This window comes from Helcococcus bovis, from assembly GCF_046035835.1.
GTDB classification, from domain to species: Bacteria; Bacillota; Clostridia; order Tissierellales; family Peptoniphilaceae; genus Helcococcus; species Helcococcus bovis.
Map to the genome: position 1 here is coordinate 52,715 of NZ_JBFNGB010000005.1, position 20,166 is coordinate 72,880.

The 20,166-nt window shown below is 29.4% G+C and carries 19 protein-coding genes; 9 read left to right on the forward strand and 10 right to left on the reverse strand.

The features are described from left to right. Positions 1 to 103 precede the first annotated feature (103 nt). Both ABGF48_RS02535 and ABGF48_RS02540 read left to right on the forward strand, forming a co-directional pair. Positions 104 to 2,293 carry a pilin N-terminal domain-containing protein gene (locus ABGF48_RS02535; protein WP_408104788.1) on the forward strand — a complete coding sequence of 730 codons (2,190 nt, stop codon included), beginning with the start codon at positions 104 to 106 and terminating at the stop codon, positions 2,291 to 2,293. A gap of 118 nt (positions 2,294 to 2,411) precedes the next feature. Further along, positions 2,412 to 3,629, forward strand: coding sequence for a SpaA isopeptide-forming pilin-related protein (locus tag ABGF48_RS02540; RefSeq protein ID WP_408104789.1), 1,218 nt, complete (start codon positions 2,412 to 2,414; stop codon positions 3,627 to 3,629). Positions 3,630 to 3,668: 39 nt separating this feature from the next. On the opposite strand, the gene ABGF48_RS02545 is transcribed toward ABGF48_RS02540, so the two are convergent. From ABGF48_RS02545 to ABGF48_RS02565, 5 genes are all read right to left on the reverse strand, one after another. Continuing rightward, complete coding sequence (locus ABGF48_RS02545) at positions 3,669 to 4,460, reverse strand: hypothetical protein (RefSeq protein ID WP_408104790.1); 792 nt, start codon at positions 4,458 to 4,460, stop codon at positions 3,669 to 3,671. A gap of 747 nt (positions 4,461 to 5,207) precedes the next feature. After that, on the reverse strand, positions 5,208 to 5,639 hold the full coding sequence (locus ABGF48_RS02550; RefSeq protein WP_408104791.1) for a M protein trans-acting positive regulator PRD domain-containing protein: 432 nt from the start codon (positions 5,637 to 5,639) through the stop codon (positions 5,208 to 5,210). Beyond that, positions 5,640 to 5,891, reverse strand: coding sequence for a hypothetical protein (locus tag ABGF48_RS02555; RefSeq protein WP_408104792.1), 252 nt, complete (start codon positions 5,889 to 5,891; stop codon positions 5,640 to 5,642). It abuts the gene before it with no gap. Between the two features lie 36 nt (positions 5,892 to 5,927). Then, complete coding sequence (locus ABGF48_RS02560) at positions 5,928 to 6,122, reverse strand: helix-turn-helix domain-containing protein (protein ID WP_408104793.1); 195 nt, start codon at positions 6,120 to 6,122, stop codon at positions 5,928 to 5,930. 17 nt (positions 6,123 to 6,139) lie between these two features. Continuing rightward, on the reverse strand, positions 6,140 to 6,301 hold the full coding sequence (locus tag ABGF48_RS02565; RefSeq protein ID WP_408104794.1) for a hypothetical protein: 162 nt from the start codon (positions 6,299 to 6,301) through the stop codon (positions 6,140 to 6,142). Positions 6,302 to 6,490: 189 nt separating this feature from the next. Here ABGF48_RS02565 and ABGF48_RS02570 point away from each other — a divergent pair, with 189 nt between their 5' ends. From ABGF48_RS02570 to ABGF48_RS02590, 5 genes are all read left to right on the forward strand, one after another. After that, the gene (locus tag ABGF48_RS02570; RefSeq protein WP_408104824.1) at positions 6,491 to 7,369 is read left to right on the forward strand and encodes a class C sortase; all 879 of its coding nucleotides are present in this window, start codon (positions 6,491 to 6,493) and stop codon (positions 7,367 to 7,369) included. Further along, on the forward strand, positions 7,353 to 8,210 hold the full coding sequence (locus ABGF48_RS02575; RefSeq protein WP_408104795.1) for a class C sortase: 858 nt from the start codon (positions 7,353 to 7,355) through the stop codon (positions 8,208 to 8,210). Before ABGF48_RS02570 ends, ABGF48_RS02575 begins: the two co-directional genes overlap by 17 nt. 71 nt (positions 8,211 to 8,281) lie before the next feature. Further along, the gene (locus tag ABGF48_RS02580) at positions 8,282 to 9,781 is read left to right on the forward strand and encodes a PTS transporter subunit EIIC (RefSeq protein ID WP_408104796.1); all 1,500 of its coding nucleotides are present in this window, start codon (positions 8,282 to 8,284) and stop codon (positions 9,779 to 9,781) included. An 11-nt stretch (positions 9,782 to 9,792) separates the two neighbouring features. Continuing rightward, entirely contained in the window at positions 9,793 to 10,458 is a 666-nt protein-coding gene (locus ABGF48_RS02585) for an N-acetylmannosamine-6-phosphate 2-epimerase (protein ID WP_408104797.1), read from the forward strand. After that, complete coding sequence (locus tag ABGF48_RS02590) at positions 10,458 to 10,736, forward strand: DUF1294 domain-containing protein (RefSeq protein WP_408104798.1); 279 nt, start codon at positions 10,458 to 10,460, stop codon at positions 10,734 to 10,736. The genes ABGF48_RS02585 and ABGF48_RS02590 overlap by 1 nt, the downstream gene beginning before the upstream one ends. Before the next feature lie 63 nt (positions 10,737 to 10,799). On the opposite strand, the gene ABGF48_RS02595 is transcribed toward ABGF48_RS02590, so the two are convergent. Next, the gene (locus ABGF48_RS02595; protein WP_408104799.1) at positions 10,800 to 12,077 is read right to left on the reverse strand and encodes a ClC family H(+)/Cl(-) exchange transporter; all 1,278 of its coding nucleotides are present in this window, start codon (positions 12,075 to 12,077) and stop codon (positions 10,800 to 10,802) included. A 90-nt stretch (positions 12,078 to 12,167) separates the two neighbouring features. Between ABGF48_RS02595 and ABGF48_RS02600 the strand changes: the two genes are divergently transcribed. Continuing rightward, positions 12,168 to 12,755 carry an HD domain-containing protein gene (locus ABGF48_RS02600; RefSeq protein ID WP_408104800.1) on the forward strand — a complete coding sequence of 196 codons (588 nt, stop codon included), beginning with the start codon at positions 12,168 to 12,170 and terminating at the stop codon, positions 12,753 to 12,755. A gap of 81 nt (positions 12,756 to 12,836) precedes the next feature. Here the strand turns inward: ABGF48_RS02600 and ABGF48_RS02605 are convergent, their stop codons facing one another. The 4 genes from ABGF48_RS02605 to ABGF48_RS02620 all read right to left on the reverse strand — a co-directional run bounded on the left by ABGF48_RS02605 (position 12,837) and on the right by ABGF48_RS02620 (position 19,426). Then, complete coding sequence (locus ABGF48_RS02605; RefSeq protein ID WP_408104801.1) at positions 12,837 to 16,763, reverse strand: polysaccharide lyase 8 family protein; 3,927 nt, start codon at positions 16,761 to 16,763, stop codon at positions 12,837 to 12,839. 629 nt (positions 16,764 to 17,392) lie between these two features. After that, on the reverse strand, positions 17,393 to 17,872 hold the full coding sequence (locus ABGF48_RS02610; protein ID WP_408104825.1) for an Mbeg1-like protein: 480 nt from the start codon (positions 17,870 to 17,872) through the stop codon (positions 17,393 to 17,395). Between the two features lie 105 nt (positions 17,873 to 17,977). Next, positions 17,978 to 18,616: an RpiB/LacA/LacB family sugar-phosphate isomerase gene (locus ABGF48_RS02615; RefSeq protein ID WP_408104802.1), complete on the reverse strand. Its 639-nt coding sequence runs from the start codon at positions 18,614 to 18,616 to the stop codon at positions 17,978 to 17,980. 18 nt (positions 18,617 to 18,634) lie between these two features. Continuing rightward, positions 18,635 to 19,426 carry a gluconate 5-dehydrogenase gene (locus ABGF48_RS02620; protein WP_408104803.1) on the reverse strand — a complete coding sequence of 264 codons (792 nt, stop codon included), beginning with the start codon at positions 19,424 to 19,426 and terminating at the stop codon, positions 18,635 to 18,637. Positions 19,427 to 19,727: 301 nt separating this feature from the next. Between ABGF48_RS02620 and ABGF48_RS02625 the strand changes: the two genes are divergently transcribed. After that, entirely contained in the window at positions 19,728 to 20,159 is a 432-nt protein-coding gene (locus ABGF48_RS02625; protein ID WP_408104804.1) for a PTS sugar transporter subunit IIA, read from the forward strand. The last annotated feature ends 7 nt before the right edge of the window (positions 20,160 to 20,166 follow it).

Below are 20,166 nucleotides of genomic sequence, written 5' to 3' on the forward strand. Positions count from 1 at the left end.
TCCTAGGAGGCCCACCAACTAACACTTAGCTTAACAGCTAAAATAAAGTTGAAATCAAAATCAACTTAAAAGAAAAAAAATATATAAAACAAGGAGAAAAATAATGAAGAAAAATAATATCATGGCAATATTACTTGCTTTTGTAATGGTGTTTGCTTTTGTGGCACCTGTAACAAAAGCTGAAGAAGAAAAAACAAACAAAGTAATTTTACACAAGATTTTACAAACAAAAACAAATTTTGACAACGCTAAGTTTCCAGGAAAAGAAGGACTTGATGGAACTAAGTATACAGGTAACCAAATTAAAGGTATTGAAAGCTACTTTGGTACTGGTTCAAAAGCTATAGCTGGCGTATACTTCGCATTCCAAAACAAAGGTGGTCAATGGATTGATCAAAGAGGTAGTGTTGTTGAATCAGTTGAGCAAGCTCTAGGAGGATTAACAAATATAGATGGTTTAACATTAGATACAACAAACTTACCTCAAGACAAAGCGACTGAATACAGAATCGTTGAGGTTACTGAAAAATCAACTTATAAGAATCAAGATGGATCTGTATTAGCTGACTCTAAAGCTGTACCAGTAGTTATCACTTTACCATTAGTAAATGACAAGGGTGTAGTAAAAGAAGCTCACGTTTATCCTAAAAACACTGAAGAAAAACCAGAAATTGATAAGAACTTCCAAAAAACACATGGATTACCTGTAACATTAGATAATCAAAATAATGATGATGCAGGTGCTCAATACGCTAACTATCAAGTAGAAAAAGCAACTGTAAACGCAACTTTAGGAACTAAAGTACCTTACGAAGTAAAAACTAAAGTTGACGCTGGCTCAAGATATAAAACTTTAAATTGGAAAGATACTATGTCAAATGGTTTAACTTTTAATAAGGATTTAACAATTTCCACAACTTATGGAGATGATAAAACATTAGTACTATCTTCTGAAGGACATACTCCTGACTATGTAATTACTCAAGATGACAGAGGTTTCACATTAAAACTAACAGATGCTGGACTTACAAAAGTTTCTAACATCACAAACCCTGCAGACCAAACTGCAGCAGGTCAAGCAGTTGAATTTACATTATTATATTCAGCAACTGTAAATGGTAATGCTGTAGTAGAAAAACCAGAAAAGAATAATATTGAATTAGAATATTCAAATAATAAATCAGAAGAAAAAACTCCAACACCTGTAACTCCACAAAATGGGGAATTAAACGTTTCTAAAACTTGGTCAGATGGTATTGGAAAAGGTGTTAATGTAACCTATACATTAAGTAATAAAACAATTTCAGCTGCTGTAGCTTTAAATGGTACAGAAACTAATGGTACAGTTTATGACCTTGGAAATGGAATAACATTTAAAGTAACTGGACCTTATGCAGGTACATTCAAAGGTGAAGCATTAAAAGAAGGTAACTGGACTATCGCAGAACGTGTGGCTGGTTATGATGAAACAATCAACGCAGATACTGCAGGATCAGCAGCAATCACAAATACTAAAGATAACGAAAACCCAACACCATTAAACCCAACTGAACCAAAAGTTGAAACTTATGGTAAAAAATTCGTAAAAGCTGACGCTTCAACAGGCGAAAGATTACAAGGTGCTGAATTCGTAGTTAAAAACGGAGCAGGTAAATACTTAGCTTACAAATCAACTACAACTGAAGATGCAGCTGCAGTTAAAAAAGCAAAAGCTAACTACGATGCAGTAGTTAACGCTTGGAACGAGGCTGTAAAATCAAATCCAGAAACTGCTGATTCTGAATTATCAATCACTCCAACAATTGATGGAACACAAACTAAGCTAACAGGAAAAATAGCTGTAGAAGAAAAGGTTAAAGAATTACAAGAAAAATATGAAGCAGCTGTAATAGCAGCATCTGATTTATATGAATGGGTTAATTCTAAAGACGAAGCAAATGTTGTTAAACTTGTATCTGATGAACAAGGTAAATTTGAAATCACTGGTTTAGCAGCTGGAACTTATAACTTAGAAGAAATTAAAGCTCCTGCAGGATATGCTTTGACAGATGGACAATCATTCCAATTCAATGTTCAAAAGGGCACATACAGCGCTGCTGAAGGTGGAGTTGCTTATGAAGGAAGTGAATCTGTTACAGGAACAACAGGTGGAGCTCAAAGAGTAAACAACAAGAAAGTTTCAATCCCACAAACAGGTGGTATTGGTACAATCATCTTTACAGTAGCTGGTTTAATCATCATGGGTGGAGCAATCTACGCATTGAAGAAAAATAACCAAGAAGTAGAAGCTTAATAAAAATTAGATAAGATACCGAGCCATACATGGTATGGCTCAGTACGTATCTTATATTTGATATTTGGTAAAAGATATTTTAATGAATATCAAATATAAGATAAGTATAGGAGAAAAAATGTTTAAAAATAAAATCAAATTTATACGTAGCATAGTAGCATTCATACTGATTTTAGTATTAACTTTTAATGCTAATAATTCATTTGCTGAAAGCGTACTATTAGAAATACATGTTGGAAATGATAATGAAGTAAAAAACATTCTTACTGAAAATGAAAAAGCTCGAACATATAAATATTGGGATTTATCAAGAAAATATAGTGTTTCTGATGATAGGGTAAAGTTAGGCGACGAGTTGTACAAGATGAGTGATGTACAACTTGATAGTACGTTTCCATCATATGAGGCGGTTGGAAAATATGAAGATGGTAAAATCTCAATAAGTGGAATTAAGGATGGATTATACTACTTTAGAAGTGTGGCGGAAACAAGGAAATTTAAGTATTTTTCTAGTTTTGTTGCTGAACTTTCATCAAGAAAAAGTGAGAAAGTAGAGGTATTTAATAAACATAAAATAATTCCTTTTGAAAATGGAAGGGTAAGACTAATAAAGTCCGATCAATACGGAAACAAATTGTCACATGTTGGATTTAAGCTATACGAAATAAAAGATGGTAAAGAAATAGGCGTTCCATTGATTGCTGGATATCAATATGATGAAAATGGAAAAAAGGATCTAACACTTTATACTGATAAAAAAGGGGAAATCAATGTAATTAATTTACCTTTTGGAAAATATATTTTTAGGGAGGTTGAAGCCTTAAAAGGATATTTAGTTAAAAATCCAAATGTTGAATTTACAATTAATTCTGATTCATTGGTTGAAATTAATGTTGAAAATATAAAACCTGAAATAGGAAGATATGAATTCTTAAAGATTTCTGACGATGCAGAGCAAACAAGACTATCCGGTGCAAAGTTTGAAATTTATAAGCTAGAAAATGGTATTTATGTGCCATTCTTACAAAATGGACACAATGTTGTGTTAGAATCAGGTGCTGATGGCAAATTTGTACTAGAAAACGCTCCTTATGGAAAATATCAAATTAAGGAAGTTAAAGCACCATCTGGATACATTTTATCTACAAATCCAATTGATTTCGAGGTTAACAAGGATTCAGGCAATAAGGTATTGGTAATAAAAAACAAAAAAGATGTTCCACCTACACCACCATTGACAGGAGATAGGGGAATTATGATTTATATAATCTTAGGTATCTTAGCTCTTGGTTCATTTGTGATATTGTATGTAGTTAAGAGGAAGAATGGTAAATAGTAAATAGGAGAGTTACAGATTTTGTAACTCTCCTATTTTTTATATTAAATATTTATTTACAAGCAATTTTACTATTTCATTGTCGATATAGGAATTAGTATTTTCAAAAGTAACAAGTAAATTTTGTCCAAGAATAATCCCATTTTTATAATAGATGTTTATTTTGTCAACAAAATTTTTTACATAGTCTGGATTATCCATCATGCCAAAATGCTCCCAATAAATTTCTCTGTTATTTACCGGATTCAAAAATGTAAAATCCGGATTAAAGTTAATTTCTCCGATTTTAATGGGGCATTCATATTTGTAAGGAATATTCATTCTATCAAAATAGTCTGCCAAGATCTTTTCTGACTTTGAACGCACTCGCTCCTTTCTGTTTGTTAAAATTAATGGGGTATTGTTGGTAAAAGGCTTTTTGGTATATGGTTTGTTTAACCATTCATCTTTAAATTGTTTATATGGTGTAACTATTGGAGTTATCAATTTTTTCTTTTCTTTGGATAGTTGGTTATAGATGTGGTCGATATTGGTGTTGGATATAAAACTGTAAGTGCTAGATAATTTTTCGAGTAATTGCTCAAGATAGTTTTGTATTTCTTGAATATATTCTTGCTGGGCTAATTTAGGGATTAATTTATCATTTTTCTTCAGATACTTTCTAACCTTCTTTTTAATATTTTTATCAAAGTATTCATGATAAAATTGAATCCTGCCATGAGAAGAGGATTCAACTAATCGACCCTGTAAATGCTTGTAATTTTTGACATAGTTGTAATATATAAGATGCTTTTCAATTTCTTTTTGAAGCAAAATTTGTAGTTCTTTCATAATTCCTCCTTTATAAAATTATGCCAGAAATGGAAGAAAATGTTAATGTCAATTTTGTTACATTTTTTTAATATTTAAAAGCAGACAAATATCTGAAATTTGGGGATTCTGTCCGTAAAATTTTGAAGTTTTTTTCGGAATGAGCAGACAAAAAGCTTGTATTCGCTATTTTTGTCCGTAAATTTTAAGTAGGAATGTAAATTAGATTGCTAAAAGCAGATGAAATCAATGAAATTGGACATTTTGTCCGTAAAATTAGCTGAGAAGAGCAGATAAAAGTCTTAAAAATTGGGATTTCATCCGTAAAATATTCGTAAATAGGGGCAAAACTTTTCGCATTAAAAGTTGCTGAATTTGCAGATATATAAAAATTCCGAGCAAAGTTGTTCCTAAGGGCAACTTTGCTCGGATTTTATTTAACTAAATTACAATAAGCTAGAACTGACCTTCTCAAAAATTTAATAATCCTTATTATTATTATCAATTAGCGATCTTTTATTTATCATTAGTGATATAGTTTCTGATATTGAAAGGTAATCTTTTATGGTTGGATTTTCATGAATGTAAATCCAAGGTTTTGTTATATTTTCTGGTGGATTGAAATCAGCTATAATAAGTTCGTAGTCGATATTTTCAACATGTTCCAGATTTAGTACGTTTTCTGTGTAAAGATGATTGTCTAATATTAATTTGAAATATAGGTCAAGTTGACTTTTTATACTATTTGCATGATAAGCGTTAAAGCGGCTAAGTATTAAGGTTTTTAATCTGCTTTTTTTTTGCAAATAACTTAGGAATTAAATCATTCCAAGTAGGTATTAGTATATATGTCAAATGGTTTATTTCAAAAGGTTTGGCCACTCCATTTATTTGAAGGAGTAGATTTTGAGTGTATTCCTCAACTTCTTTACTAAACTTTGGAAATACTTGTTTTATTTGTGTTACGTAAAAATCATTTCTATTATATACGATATAGTTTATGTTTATATTGCTATTATATAAAATTGCTCCGTTGTGAATACGAATGATTAATTCATCTAAATTTTCAAGATTTAGATGGAATTTTTTTCTTATTCTATCTGTTTTTGTTAAACTTTTTAGTAATGAAGTAGAAATTGATTGTACATGCTTAGATTTCTCAATTATTTCCTTAAAAGTGAAGACTAAGTCTTTACCCAATTAATTGTAAAATAGTTCAATCAAGTTATCTTCATTTAATTCTGTATTAAATTTATTAAAAAAGTCATTAAAAGGTTTAGAGTTTATGTACCTTTGCAATGAGTCTGAATCAATATTATCTTTATTTAGATTTTTTATTACAAATCCCTTGTTTTTTATTCTTGTGAAATTTACAGCGCAGACAAGAGACATAACTTCCAATAAAAAATATACAAATTCTGCATTGTTAATATTGTAAAATTCTACAATCATATCTTGAAAACTGGATCTTTCAATTTTCTTAAATGGTCATTTTCTATAGGCGTATTTTTCCTTAAATAATTGAACAAAAAAGTTTCTTATATTTCTTTCATCACCCTTGAAATCAAGATTTTTTGTATCAACTTCAAATCCGTAATATTTTTTAGAAATTGTATTGAATTTATTTATAATTCTATAAGTGGTTGAAACACTCAAGTAAGAATGATTTGCCAATTCTTCCAATGAATAGTAAGAATGTCTTAATATATCTGATTCATAGTTACAATATCTTTTTTTATTGTAGAGTCTTTGATATCCAATTCAATTAATATTTTGTTTTTATTTACAGTGTTTGAATACATATGTAGCAATTTTATAATTTCAACGTGTCTAAGTGTTGATTTGCTAAATAAATTATTCATAGTTTTCTCCCTAATTTATTCTTGTACAATTATTATAAATTAAAAAAAATGTGAATAGAAAATGATTACATTATTGTAATATAGTCATTGCCTATGTTTTATGGTATAATATATAAATATGTAAATTTATAAAAAAGGGAAAATATAGTGAAAAAAAAGAAAAAAAAATTAGTGTCAAATTTGATAATCATGTTTATATTTTTGGTAGGATTATTAGTTTTATCGTATCCAATAATTTCAAGAATATATTATCGAATAGAAGCGAATGAACAGATTAAAGATTTTGACAATGAAAAGAAAAACTTATCAAACGAAGAAGTTGATAGACGAATGAAATTAGCTAGAGCATTCAATGATTCTCTTATAAATAATGTTGATCATGACCCTTATGACAAAAAGTTGAAAAGGGAAGGTCGTCAAGAATATGCGAGAATGTTAGAAATCCATGAGAGAATGGGTCACGTAGAAATTCCTAAAATAGATACTGATATTCCTATTTATGCAGGTACTACAGAAACTGTGCTTCAGATTGGAGCGGGTCATTTAGAAGGGACATCACTTCCAATTGGAGGAAATAGTACACATGCTGTTATTACTGCACATAGTGGATTACCAACAGCAAGATTATTTTCAGATTTGAAGAGTCTTGAAATTGGTGATAAATTCTACATTCATAATATTAAGGAAACATTGGCTTATCAAGTAGATCAGATTAAAGTTATAGATCCATCTAATTTTTCTGATTTATTGATTTCTCCGGGGCATGATTATGCTACATTATTGACATGCACACCAATTATGATAAATACTCATAGATTGTTGGTTAGAGGCCACAGAGTACCATATGTGCCAGCGGTAGAAGAAAAGGTTATTGCAGAGCAGGCAGCAAGCCACATGTATAGATATTTATTCTATGGATCATTGTTATTAATATTTATATTGATTATATTAATATTCTTATTAAGAAAAAAGAAAAAACAAGCTGAAAAGAAATTAAAATTATTAAATGAAAATATTGAAAAATTAGAAAATTCCAATGAGGTAGTATCAAATGAAGAAAGCGAATAAAAGAAAGATAATATTTTATTTCTTATTTGTATTGGGCTTGATGATTTCAAGTTATCCTTTTATTTCTCAGTGGTATTACAGAATAGAAGCGAATGAGGAAATTAGAAAATTTAATCGAAAAATTAGTGAAATGGACGCTAAAGATATAGAAAAGCGTTTGGAGTTGGCGAGGGCATATAACTCAACATTGAAGACTTCAACATTAGTTGACCCTTATTCTAAAAAACAAAAAGAGGAAGGGGTTAAAGCTTATGCAAATATGTTGAAAGTTCAAGAGAAAATAGGTTATATTGATATACCAAAAATAGGGGAAAGTTTACCTATTTATGCAGGTACTTCAGAAAGTATTTTACAAAAAGGAGCAGGTCATTTGGAAGGTACATCTCTTCCTGTAGGGGGAGAAAATACTCATTCAGTAATAACTGCGCATTGTGGGCTTCCTACGGCAAAGTTATTTACTGATTTGGATAAGATGAAAAAGGGGGATAAATTTTACATTCATGTACTAAATCAAGTATTAGCTTATGAAGTAGATCAAATTTTAACTGTAGAGCCTACAAATTTTGAACCTGTTTTAGTTCAACCAAATAAGGATTATGTTACATTACTAACTTGTACACCATATATGATAAATTCACATAGATTGTTAGTTAGAGGGCATCGTGTTCCATATGTTGCTGCAATTGATGATGGTATTATTAATGATGCAAAACCAAAGGATAATTACAAGATATATTTGATTATTTCTGTATTATTTATATTAATTTTACTTTGGTATATTTATAAAAAGAGAAAAGAAATAAGAAAAATTAATAGTGAATTAAAAGAGAAGAATCTGTAGTAGAAATATTACAGATTTTTTATTTTTGAGATGATATAATATAATTAACAAAAATATAGAAGGAGGAAATTATGTTTAAGTATTTACAAAAAATAGGTAAAGCATTTATGTTGCCGATAGCGTTGCTACCAGCTGCTGGGTTGTTACTAGGTATTGGTGGGGCATTTACAGCCGAAGCAACAGTAAAGGCTTATCCTATTTTACAAAATCAGGCGTTGCAAGCAATATTTAAAGTTATGAATGCTGCGGGTGCTGTAGTATTTAGCAATCTAGCATTATTACTATGTATAGGTTTAATGGTTGGATTGGCTAAGAGAGAAAAGGGTGTTGCCGCATTGGCAGGGGCAGTTGGTTTCTTAATCATGAATGGTACAATTGCTGTACTTATTTCAATTTTTAATCCAGAAATCAAGAGCATAGATACAGGTGTTGTAGGAGCTATATTTGTGGGGTTAGTCGCAGTTTATTTACATAATAAATATCACAATATCCAATTACCACAAATTTTAGGGTTCTTTGGTGGGTCAAGATTTGTGCCAATTGCTACATCATTCGTTTCAATATTTATTGGGGTATTTTTCTATTTAGCATGGCCACCACTACAAGGATTGCTAATATCTTCAGGACATAGCATTGCGAAATTAGGACCAATTGGAACATTCTTCTATGGTTTCTTAATGAGACTTTGTGGAGCTGTAGGGTTACACCACATGATTTATCCATTGTTTTGGTATACAGAACTAGGTGGTGTTGAAATGGTTCAAGGGGCACAAATTGCTGGTGCTCAAAAGATATTCTTTGCACAATTAGCAGATCCAAATCATATTGGATTATTTACAGAAGGTACAAGATTCTTTGCAGGAAGATTTTCAACAATGATGTTTGGTTTGCCGGCAGCATGTTTGGCAATGTATCACTGTGTTGCGCCTTCAAAGAGAAAGAAATATACAGGTGTATTTTTAGGTGTTGCTTTAACATCATTCATCACAGGTATTACAGAACCAATTGAATTTATGTTCTTATTTGTTCAACCTTTATTATATGTATTCCACGCATTCTTGGATGGGGTATCATTCTTAATAGCTGATTTAATCAATATTAACATTGGTAACACATTCTCAGGTGGGGTAATCGACTTTACCTTATTTGGTATTTTACAAGGAAATGCAAAGACAAATTGGTTATTACAAATTCCATTTGGTTTAATTTGGGCGGCATTGTATTATTTATCATTTAGATTTGCTATTACAAAATTCAATATTATGACACCTGGTAGAGGTGAAGAATCAGACGATGAAGAAATTACAGTTCAAAGTAAATCTTCAATTCATGATGAAGCTGTTAAAGTTTTAGAAGCGTTGGGTGGGGCTGAAAATATAGAGGATATTGATGCATGTATTACAAGACTTAGAGTAAGTATAAAAGATTCTGAAAAAGTTGATAAGGAATCCTTGAAGAAAATAGGTGCTACAGCTGTTTTAGATGTTAAAGGTGGTTTGCAAGCAATTTATGGTGCTAAGGCAATTTTATATAAAAATGAAATCAGCAACATGATGGGCTTGGAAGACTAATAGGAGTAAAAATGTTAGAAAAATTAAGAGGAAAGTTAATTGTTTCATGTCAGGCACTTCCTGAAGAGCCATTACATTCTAGCTTTATTATGGGGAGAATGGCACTAGCTGCAAAGCAAGGTGGTGCAGCAGGAATAAGAGCTCAATCAGTTGAAGATATTAATGAAATTTCAAAAGTTATAGATTTGCCAATCATAGGGATTATCAAAAAAGTATATCCCGATTCACCAATTCACATTACTGCAAGTAGAAAAGAAGTGGAAGATTTGCTTACAACAAAATGTGAAATTATCGCACTTGATGCAACTCCAAGACCTCGTCCAAATGGTGACAAACTAGAAGATTTACTAAAAATAATTCATGATAATGGCAGACTTGCAATGGCAGACTGCTCAACTTATGAAGAATGTATCGAAGCTGATAAAATGGGATTCGATATTGTATCCACCACACTTTTTGGATATACTCCATATTCGGTAAAATTGGTTGGTCCAGACTTTGAAACTACAAAGAAAATTGTTGAAAATGTTAATGCTTTCGTAATTGCAGAGGGTAAAATCAACACTCCTGAAGACTTGAAAAAAGTCTATGAATATTGCAAAGTAGATAGTGCTGTTGTAGGTACTGCAATTACAAGACCTCAAGACATTACTAAGACATTCACAAGAGTTTTATAATGCACCCCTACATTTTATATTATCTATTTGTCATAAATTTACTTGCAATTTTAGTCACAGCTTATGACAAGACTGCAAGTAAGTATTTCACTAGAAATAGAGTTAGGGAAAGTGTACTTTTATTGATTTCAGCTCTTGGAGGATCAATAATTATGTACGTTACAATGAAATTAATTAGACACAAGACTAAAAATAAAAAATTTATTTTAGGGATACCGATGATTATAATATTTCAGATTTTAGTAGGAATATTTTTGATTACACAAAAAGTCCTATGACTTTTGCAACTTTTACTGCAAAAGTCATAGGACTTTTGTTTTGAAATATTTTTATAATTTATTTTAGTTATTAATTTTTGCGTACATTTTTTTTAAAAGACCTGAGTAAATAGGTTTTAAATTCATTAATTCTACAACCATGTATGAGGTTAAAACTACTACTGAAATTGGAAGGAAGAATGTGAATGATCCAGTTAATTCCAATAATAGTATAATACCGGTTAATGGCGAACGTACTATAGCTGCAAAGTTTGCTGCCATAGCAATTGAAGAAAATAGGACAATGTAATTGCTTTCTATTATCCCAAGCATTACTAAGGATTGTCCAAATGCATTTCCAATTAATGATCCTAATACAAGCATTGGTAGGAATATTCCTCCTGGCATTCCTGATGAAAATGCAATAATTAGAAGTATGAATTTCGCAAATAAAATTTCAAAAATTCTAAATTCATCAGCATTGTGTTCTATTGGTAAAAATATAAAATGCTCTCCCGAACCAAATGCGTGAGGGAATAGTATGATTGCAATCCCGGTCAATACAAATGGAATAATAACTTGTATATATTTTGGTAAAGGCATGCTATCATATAAATCTTTTAATTTGTAAATGGATAGAGTGAATATCGGTGCTAATAGTCCGATTATCAAACCCATTAATATTAAATATGTATATAATGATGGACTAAGCCTACTCATTTTTCCTAAATTAATTACAGGTTCAACACCTAATATAAGTCCGGATATATAGTTAGCGAATATTGAAGAAGAAGTAACTGCAATAAATACATATTTATTAAAACTATGATGTAGTTCTTCTAAAGCAAATAATATTCCTGATATTGGTGCGTTGAATGCGGCTGATAATCCTGCTGCAGCTCCTGCTGAAATTAAAATTTTTGAATCTTCATCTTTACTTTTCCCTAATTCTGCGTATGCTTGCCCAATACTTGCACCCATTTGTACTGAAGGACCTTCTCTACCTAAAGTAAGGCCACTAGCCAAACCTATTACCCCTCCAAGAAATTTGAAAGGTAAAACTTTTTGCCACTTAATAGTCAATAATCCCTTAATTTGCCCCATAACTTGTGGGATACCGGATCCACCAATCATAGGCTCTTTATATGTAAGCATTCCTACTAAAAATCCAAGAAATGCTAAAAATAGTAAAATAATTATTGAGTTTAATAAATTTTCTCTAGCAAATGTATACAAAATTTGCATCTTTCCTTGTAATAAAACAACAAGTAATCTATAAATTGTTAGCATAAATCCGCATATCATACCTATTATTGATCCGGCAATAAGAAAGCGAATTTTGTCATTTTCCTTAAAAATCATAACTTCCTCCACTAAATAATTTTATCACAATAAAGTTTCTATGTTAAGAAAAAATGATATAATTTTATTAAGTGATTATTAGGAGGAGAAATGGCGTTTGAACAAGATTTGAAATTCATACTTTTATTAGAAAATATGAAGAAAATATATAGAAGAACTAAAATTATCGGTGAAGATAGACGAGAAAATGATGCTGAACATTCATGGCATATCGCTACAATGGCAATGTTTTTAGAAAAATATTCTAAGAATAAAATTGATGTAAATCATGTAATAAAAATGCTTTTGATTCATGATTTAGTGGAAATATTTGCTGGAGATACATTTGCTTTTGATGTAAATGCAAATAAAGATAAAAAGAACAGAGAATTGGAAGCAATGTCTAAATTGAAATCTCATTTAGATATTTCTGAAGCAAAAATGCTTGAAAATTTATGGCTAGAATTTGAAGAAAAGACTACATCAGAAGCAATATATGCTAATGCTATGGATAGATTGCAGCCTTTAATCAGCAATATTTTTTCAGAAAATGGAGGAACATGGAAAGAAGGAAATGTTAAACTTTCTCAAGTTTTAGCCAGAGCTTCACTGATAAAAGAAGTAAGTGAAGAAATTTACGAATTTATTTATGCAAAAATAATGGAAAATATTGAAAAAGGGAATATTGTAAAAGACTGAATCTCGGTAAGAATTCCTTAATGATTTTTATAAAAAGAATTGCCACAAAGTAACCTAATACTTTATGGCAATTTTTATAAATTATTTAATTAAATTTTTCTTTTTATTAATAACAAATAATGCTATCATACCAGAAATTCCAATTACTAAAATATTTAATTTACCATCATCTCCGGTTTCTGGATTTGCATTGTTGGAATTGTTTATATTTTGATTATTTTTAATTATATTAGCTGATTTATTGTCATTATTTCCAACAGAACCATTATTTCCATTAGAAATATTTTTATTTGAATTTGATGATTTTTTATTTAATTTAAGTTCTAATATTGTACTATAATCTACAGGACTTAATTTTTTAATGTATGTTTTACTTAAGTTTGAGATTATACTATTTTCATTAAATTCTTTTGTTTCAGGATTGAATGCTGAAATAGTGTATTTATCATTTAAGAGTCTTACAGTATAAACGCCTTTTCCTTTTAGACTTAGATTATCATCAATCTTAAATTTTGTATTGTCATCATAAATTACAACACCCCATACATTATTTTTAACATCTTTTACAGCTTGAATTTTACTATCATTTTGTAAAACTTTTATATTATTTTCTGAAACTTTATCAAATTCAGATTTTGAAATGTTTGGATACATTACATAAGCATAGTCTTTGTTGCTATCATTGTGATTAGTTGTGACTGTAACGAAATTATTTGTAAATTCGGTATTAGCAGAATCTTTTCTTAAATCAGACCATTTACCTGTTCTTTGTGCTTTAAATGCATTTATTGTTTCACCATTTAAGAAGATATATCCAATATTTCTATTTTTTTCACTATTTTCAAGTAGTAATTTATTTATCTTTTGATTTTTTAATGATTCTACATTTTTACCATCGGCTATTAAATTGTATGATTCACCAGATTTAACTTTTCTGTTTTCAACTGTTGTAATTGCTTCATCGGAAGAATTATTTTGTAAATCAGATCCTAAAAATACAACTTTATCATTCATTACAAACCATGCTTTTTTTATTTTTAATTGATCGTTAAAGTTATTAAATTGCATAGCTGCAGTTGCAAATCTTTCATCTAATTTTGTTGCACCAGAGAATTTGCTCTTTAGTAAAACTTCATAAGATTTTGGATCATTATTTTTTCTATCAGGACTTTCATCAAGTTTTGTAGTAAGTTCTGTTGTGCCGGGTAATCTGTAACTATCAACTGTTGGCCAGTAGTTATCGCTATAATGAGAAATATCTCCATTATATAGGTAAATTGTACCGTCTGATGTGAACCAACCTTTAGCATTTTCATTGTTCATGTATTCATAATTTTTAATTGTGTCAGAATGCATGCTTAATCCGATAGCGAAGTCTTTTTCAATATTTTTGAAAATTATTTTATTCATATTTGTAAATACGTCTAGACTTGTTTTTTCTGTTCCATCAATTGAGTTATTTGCTTTTAGATCATTCATTAATGCTATATCTTTATATGTTGCAAGTGCATTTTCAATATCGAAGAAATCGTCTTTTTCAACCCAAGATTTTACAAGTGACAGAAGTTCTTGTTTTTTAGATGAATCAGTAGTAGCATCAGCTATTCTTAATACACCTCTTACAACTTCTCCAGCTGCAACGTGAGATTGTCCGGTTTCACGACTAATTGATCTACCTCTTAACATATCCATTAAATCTCCTCTAAAGATTATAGGACTAAATGATTTATCAATTATGTCATATAGGATGTTTAGGTCTGATTTTTCAGTTTTATCTTGAATTGTAGGGAATAATTGTGAAATAGCATCTAATACAACATTTCCATAAGCCCCAGTATAAGCTACATTTGTATGGTCAACATATGATCCATCTTTATAAAATCCTTCACAGCTACCAGGAACACAAGGAACAACTTCTTTATTTTCTCTTTGGACATAAAGTTTTTTTAGTGCGTTGATAGTGTCATTCAAAGATTTTTCATCTTCTCGTAAGAATGCAGCTATAATTTTTGCTCTTCCCATATCGGTTAAGTTTCCGCCTAAAGCATCAAAAGGATTACCTGTTGTAATTCTAAATCTTGTAGGATCTGGAACTAACAAATTAATAGGTTTTGTGTATTTATTTATTAATTCTTGAGGGAAGTAGTCCCACATTAGTGTAAGTGTATTATTAATAGCTCTTGGAACACCTATTTCATAATCCCACCAGTTACCATTTACATTTGTATCGTCATTATATTGTGTTTTGTACAACCATTCCATACCTTCAAGTACCATTTTTATTGCTTCAGGTTTTTGATAATATGGTGAATTTGGTTGATTAATTTGTTTTGCTAAGCTTTCAAGTCTTCTATATGATTTTGTTAAAGCGCTTGAAACTTTATAGTTATCAATATCATTCCAGAATGTTCTATAGTCAGTATCATCTGATTTTTTAGATAATATATCTTCAACTTCTTTATCCAATTTTTCTTTTAATGCTTTCATATATTTATCTGAATCATTATATTTTTTATTTGCGACTACAGATTCTTCCCATAAATCGAGTTTATCCTTAAATTTATTATTTTCTGGATCTGTAATAGTTAATTTTATTGTTTTTGATGATCCATTTTTTGTAACTGTAATATCTGTATAACCTGGCTTTAATGCAATAATAACTTTATTACTATATTTTGCAATGCTTTCATCAGTTATTTTATAGTCTGCATTAAAATCTCTTACAAGATACTTTTTATTAGCTGGAAGTTTAATTTCAGATTCTTCTTTAAGTGTTTTTCCTAAATCAGGTTTATCAATTTCTTTTAGATAAACATCATCGAATGTTGCTGTTCCTGTTTTTGGTTCATACCAGATTTCAAAGTCTATTTTTGTTGCGGTTTTAGATGGAATGTATTGCTTAGAAAATGCATTTTCAGAATTAGTTCCAAAGTGGTCTTTGGAATATATCATATTTTTTGCTTCTTCATTTTTATCGTTTTTATAATATTCAATAATCCTAATCCTTACAGATCCATCCTTATCCTTTGTAGCAACTTTATATCCAAACTCATAGAATTTACTTGGATCAATTGTAATGCCTTTTTGAACTACAGCCATTCTAAAATCTTCAGGACTTGAAAGTTCAAGTTTATTATCAGTAGTTACTTTTGCTGTATATTTTTTTGATTTATATGTATCTTTTTCTTTTAAATCATTAGGAATGTAAACTTGCCAGTCATTAGCTTGAATTCCAGTCCAATCCTTTTGAGCGTTATCATTAGAAGTTTTTTCAAAATCACAATTTTTTATCAGTCCACATTTTGAATTTTCTTGAGTAGCTACGACAGGATCTTTTTTAGTTTCATTATTTTCTGTTTTTGTTTCGGTATTAGCAGGTTGGTCAGCTGGTGTGCTAGGTATGTTTGTTTCTGGTGTGATTGGAGTATCTTTAACTTCTTTCACAGAAACATTATCTACTAGCATTGTGCCTGTGCCTTTACCAAATTCTAATTCAAGTTTAACTTGACCTGTATTTTTTGCTGTATAGATGTATTTTACATTTTTTTGTTGGGTATTTACAAGCTTAAATTCTTCAAATACTAATTTAGTATTGTTCTCATTTATGTCTGCTTGAGCATAACCTTTTTTATCTATTGTTTGAAAATTAAATTTAATTTCATATTTTTTATCTTTTTCAACATTGAATTTTTGAAATGCTATTGCTCTAAAATCTGATTGGCTTGAAACTTCAAGTTGACTTTCATTATTAACTTCAGCTTTATATCCTTGAACATTTTTATGGCTATTTGGTATCCACAAATTCCAATTACTAGGAGCTTTACTTGTCCAGTTTCCAAATTTATCATTTGTCTGACTAAAATCTCCATTTTGTATTAATTCATCATTTTGCGAACTAACTTCAGCAGCTGTGCTTATATTTCCAACATTAAATATCATGGTAAATAGCATAATAAATGCCATGAGAGAGGCGATAGTTCTATTTTTTACAAGTGTTTTTGAATTCATTTATATTCTCCTTCCATTATAGTAAACTAGTTTATTAACAACATTATATATATTAATTTTGCTGATGTCAACGTATTCATAAAAAATAAATATCAGAGGAACTGTTGTAAAATAAATTTTTTATTTATTTTGAAACAGCTTCTCTAATAATAAAATCAACTCTTAAATTAATTTAATTTTCGGTAAATATTTAATTCTGTTATAAAACTTAAAATATTAATATTGCATTTTTTAATAATATTATCAAAATTATCTCAAAACTGATATTGCTCAAAATGAGATAATGAAAATTAACACGTAAGTTATCGCAAAAATTTGACTATTAAAAATGAGATAATGAAATTTATGATTAAAATCATCTCAAATATCATTTTGAAAAAATGAGATGATAAAATAGATGAAAATCATCATAATTAATCCATCAAAAATCCCCACAAAATAAAAAATATTGATAATGAGATAAAAATTTTGCTTAAAAAAATACCCACAAAATAGAGTTTCTAAAAATTGAGATAATTTTTTAGTCAAAAATAGAACCCACAAAATTTATAAGTTAAAAATTGAGATAACGATACTATATAAATTAAAATTTTTAATAGTTAAAATTTATTATTTATTTTGCGACAACTTCATCTTTTCCAAAATAGTAATTTATCCCAAATTGTTTTTTTTATTTCATCTTCCATTAATGTTACAAAATGATTTAAGCCTTGAGATAAAAGGGTATATTCTTCAGAGTTTTCATCTATTTTTCTTTTAAGAGAAATGATTGATTTTAATCTATTTTTGTTCATTTCCTGCATGTTTGTATATCCGCATTCTTCAATTAAATTAAAAAGTTGATTTATTATTAAATTCCTTTCATCTTCGGAAAATTCTTGCATCCACTTATTAATAGCAATGTTTGTATGTTTTGATAATGAATCAACTTCTCTAATAGTTTTTAGTTGCGTGTCATTTGTATGCCAATAATATATAAAATGTTGGTCGGCAAAAAATGAAGAACTTTCTATAACTTGTATTTTACAGATACTTTCAAGCATCATCCCAAAAATTGATCTCTTAGGAATAACTAATTTAATTGTAATTTTAGTGAAATGGGTGTTTATCCATCATAGATAAATTCATAGATAAATTTTTCAATTAAAATACCCGAAAAATTGAATTTTCAGATTCAACTTTTCGGGATTATATTGGTTATTCAAAATTATTAATTATTTTAATACTTCTTTAATGTAGTCAGCTATTTCTTGTACTTGACAATTTTTGAAAAATAGTTCTTGGAAATGAGCTCCACTAACTGTTTCTTTTAAGAAATCTTGATCTATATTTTTTAATACATACATAATATCTTGATGTGTAACTTTTTTTACTTCATCTAAGATTTTTTTATTTCTTTGTTCAGGGATTACTCTTTCTTTTGGATATCCATTTCCACCTTCTTCAGCGAAAAGTCTTTCAAAAATTAATTTTAGATTTAATTCTGCTCCCCATCCAAATCCTTTTGCGTAAGGGATTGATAGGGCGTTACCGTTGTTTATTTGAGCAAATAGATATGCATCTGTTGGTTCTGCTGCAAATCCACATAATACATTTGGGAAAGAGTTTAATGCTAACATTGCTCCAACACCAGTTCCGCAACCTGTAATAACAAAATCAGCTGCCTTTGAATTTAGTAAAATGGCAGCTAATAGACCATTTTGAACATAAGTTAGTTGTGATTCGTCTTCTGCAGAATACATACCATAGTTATCTAATTCAAATCCTTTTTCATCAGTTACTGATTTTAATGTGTTATAAATTAATTCATTTTTAGCTGCTTGGCTATTTTCGTTTATTAAAGCTACTCTCATTTATTTTCTCCTTATTAATTATTTTGGTTGTTTACCTATATATGCTAATATACCACCATCAACATATAAAACATGACCATTTACAAAGTTTGAAGCATCAGATGCTAAAAATATAGCTGGTCCCATTAAATCTTCGGGTGTACCCCATCTTTCGGCTGGAGTTTTACTGATTATAAAATTATTGAATGGGTGACCATCTTCTCTTAATGGTGCTGTTTGAGGTGTTGCTATATATCCTGGTCCTATACCATTACATTGAATATTATATTTTCCGTATTCAGATGCGATATTTCTTGTTAACATTTTTAATCCACCTTTAGCAGCAGCATAAGCGCTAACGGTTTCTCTACCTAATTCTGACATCATTGAACAAATGTTGATAATTTTTCCTGATCTTCTTTCAATCATGCTAGGTAATACTGCTTTTGCCATAATGAATGGACCATTTAAGTCAATATCAACTACTTGTCTAAATTCATCGGCTGTCATTTCAATCATAGGTATTCTTTTAATTATACCTGCGTTATTTACTAAAATATCAATCGGACCAACTTCTGACTCTATTTTTTTTATATTTTCTTCTACAGCTTTTTCATCTGTTACATCAAATAGATATCCATGAGCATCTATTCCTTCTTTTTTGTATGATTCAAGTCCTTGATCAAGAGATTCTTGAGTTCTATTGTTGAATACAATAGTTGCACCTGCTTTGTGAAATGCTTTTGCGATAGCAAAACCAATTCCGTATGTTGCTCCTGTAACTAGAGCTACTTTTCCTTCTAAAGAGAAGGATTTATTTAGATAATCCATATTTAACCTCCATAAATTTTTTAGTAAACTTAGTGGTAAACTAGTTAAATATATTATATTAAATAAAAATATAATTGTCAATTTTCTATAAAAAATATTGATAACATTTATAAAATAAAAATATATTAATTTATAAATATTGCAATTTCAATGTTTTAAGTCGTTTTTTTATGAAAAATTAAAAAAAATTAATATTTTAGAGCAAGTGTTTTCAAAAATGTTTAAATTATATTGACATTTATAAAATTAATGAATATACTAAATACAAGTAAACTAGTTTGAAAAAAGTTATGGAGGGTATATGGATATATTACTAGTAGCACATGGCAGATATGCAGAAGGGCTATTAAGTTCGGCGGAATTAATTGCTGGCAAACAAGAAAATGTTGGAGTAATTAATTTTCTTGAAGGTATGTCACAGGAAGATGTAAAAGAAAAGATAGAAATATACATAAAAGATAGAGAAAATGTTTTAATTTTATCTGACCTTTTAGGAGGTACACCATTTAAGATGGCAAGTATGGTTATTAATGAAACATCAGATAAAAAATTAAATGTTGTAACTGGTATGAATTTGAATATGCTTTTGGAAGCAGTATTTAATTCAACAGAAGAAGATATAGACATATTAACTAGTTCCGTTAAATCGGCTGCAATATCAGGAGTAGATGATTTGAGAAATATCTTAAATCCAAGTATTGATGAAGACGATTCATTTGAAGATGGAATTTAGAGGGGAT

Coding starts and splice junctions, on each gene's coding strand:
- ABGF48_RS02535 (WP_408104788.1), top strand. CDS start 104: ATGAAGAAAAATAATATCATGGCAATATTACTTGCTTTTGTAATGGTG.
- ABGF48_RS02540 (WP_408104789.1), top strand. CDS start 2,412: ATGTTTAAAAATAAAATCAAATTTATACGTAGCATAGTAGCATTCATA.
- ABGF48_RS02545 (WP_408104790.1), bottom strand. CDS start 4,460: ATGAAAGAACTACAAATTTTGCTTCAAAAAGAAATTGAAAAGCATCTT.
- ABGF48_RS02555 (WP_408104792.1), bottom strand. CDS start 5,891: ATGATTGTAGAATTTTACAATATTAACAATGCAGAATTTGTATATTTT.
- ABGF48_RS02565 (WP_408104794.1), bottom strand. CDS start 6,301: ATGAATAATTTATTTAGCAAATCAACACTTAGACACGTTGAAATTATA.
- ABGF48_RS02570 (WP_408104824.1), top strand. CDS start 6,491: ATGTTTATATTTTTGGTAGGATTATTAGTTTTATCGTATCCAATAATT.
- ABGF48_RS02575 (WP_408104795.1), top strand. CDS start 7,353: ATGAAGAAAGCGAATAAAAGAAAGATAATATTTTATTTCTTATTTGTA.
- ABGF48_RS02580 (WP_408104796.1), top strand. CDS start 8,282: ATGTTTAAGTATTTACAAAAAATAGGTAAAGCATTTATGTTGCCGATA.
- ABGF48_RS02585 (WP_408104797.1), top strand. CDS start 9,793: ATGTTAGAAAAATTAAGAGGAAAGTTAATTGTTTCATGTCAGGCACTT.
- ABGF48_RS02590 (WP_408104798.1), top strand. CDS start 10,458: ATGCACCCCTACATTTTATATTATCTATTTGTCATAAATTTACTTGCA.
- ABGF48_RS02595 (WP_408104799.1), bottom strand. CDS start 12,077: ATGATTTTTAAGGAAAATGACAAAATTCGCTTTCTTATTGCCGGATCA.
- ABGF48_RS02600 (WP_408104800.1), top strand. CDS start 12,168: ATGGCGTTTGAACAAGATTTGAAATTCATACTTTTATTAGAAAATATG.
- ABGF48_RS02605 (WP_408104801.1), bottom strand. CDS start 16,763: ATGAATTCAAAAACACTTGTAAAAAATAGAACTATCGCCTCTCTCATG.
- ABGF48_RS02615 (WP_408104802.1), bottom strand. CDS start 18,616: ATGAGAGTAGCTTTAATAAACGAAAATAGCCAAGCAGCTAAAAATGAA.
- ABGF48_RS02620 (WP_408104803.1), bottom strand. CDS start 19,426: ATGGATTATCTAAATAAATCCTTCTCTTTAGAAGGAAAAGTAGCTCTA.
- ABGF48_RS02625 (WP_408104804.1), top strand. CDS start 19,728: ATGGATATATTACTAGTAGCACATGGCAGATATGCAGAAGGGCTATTA.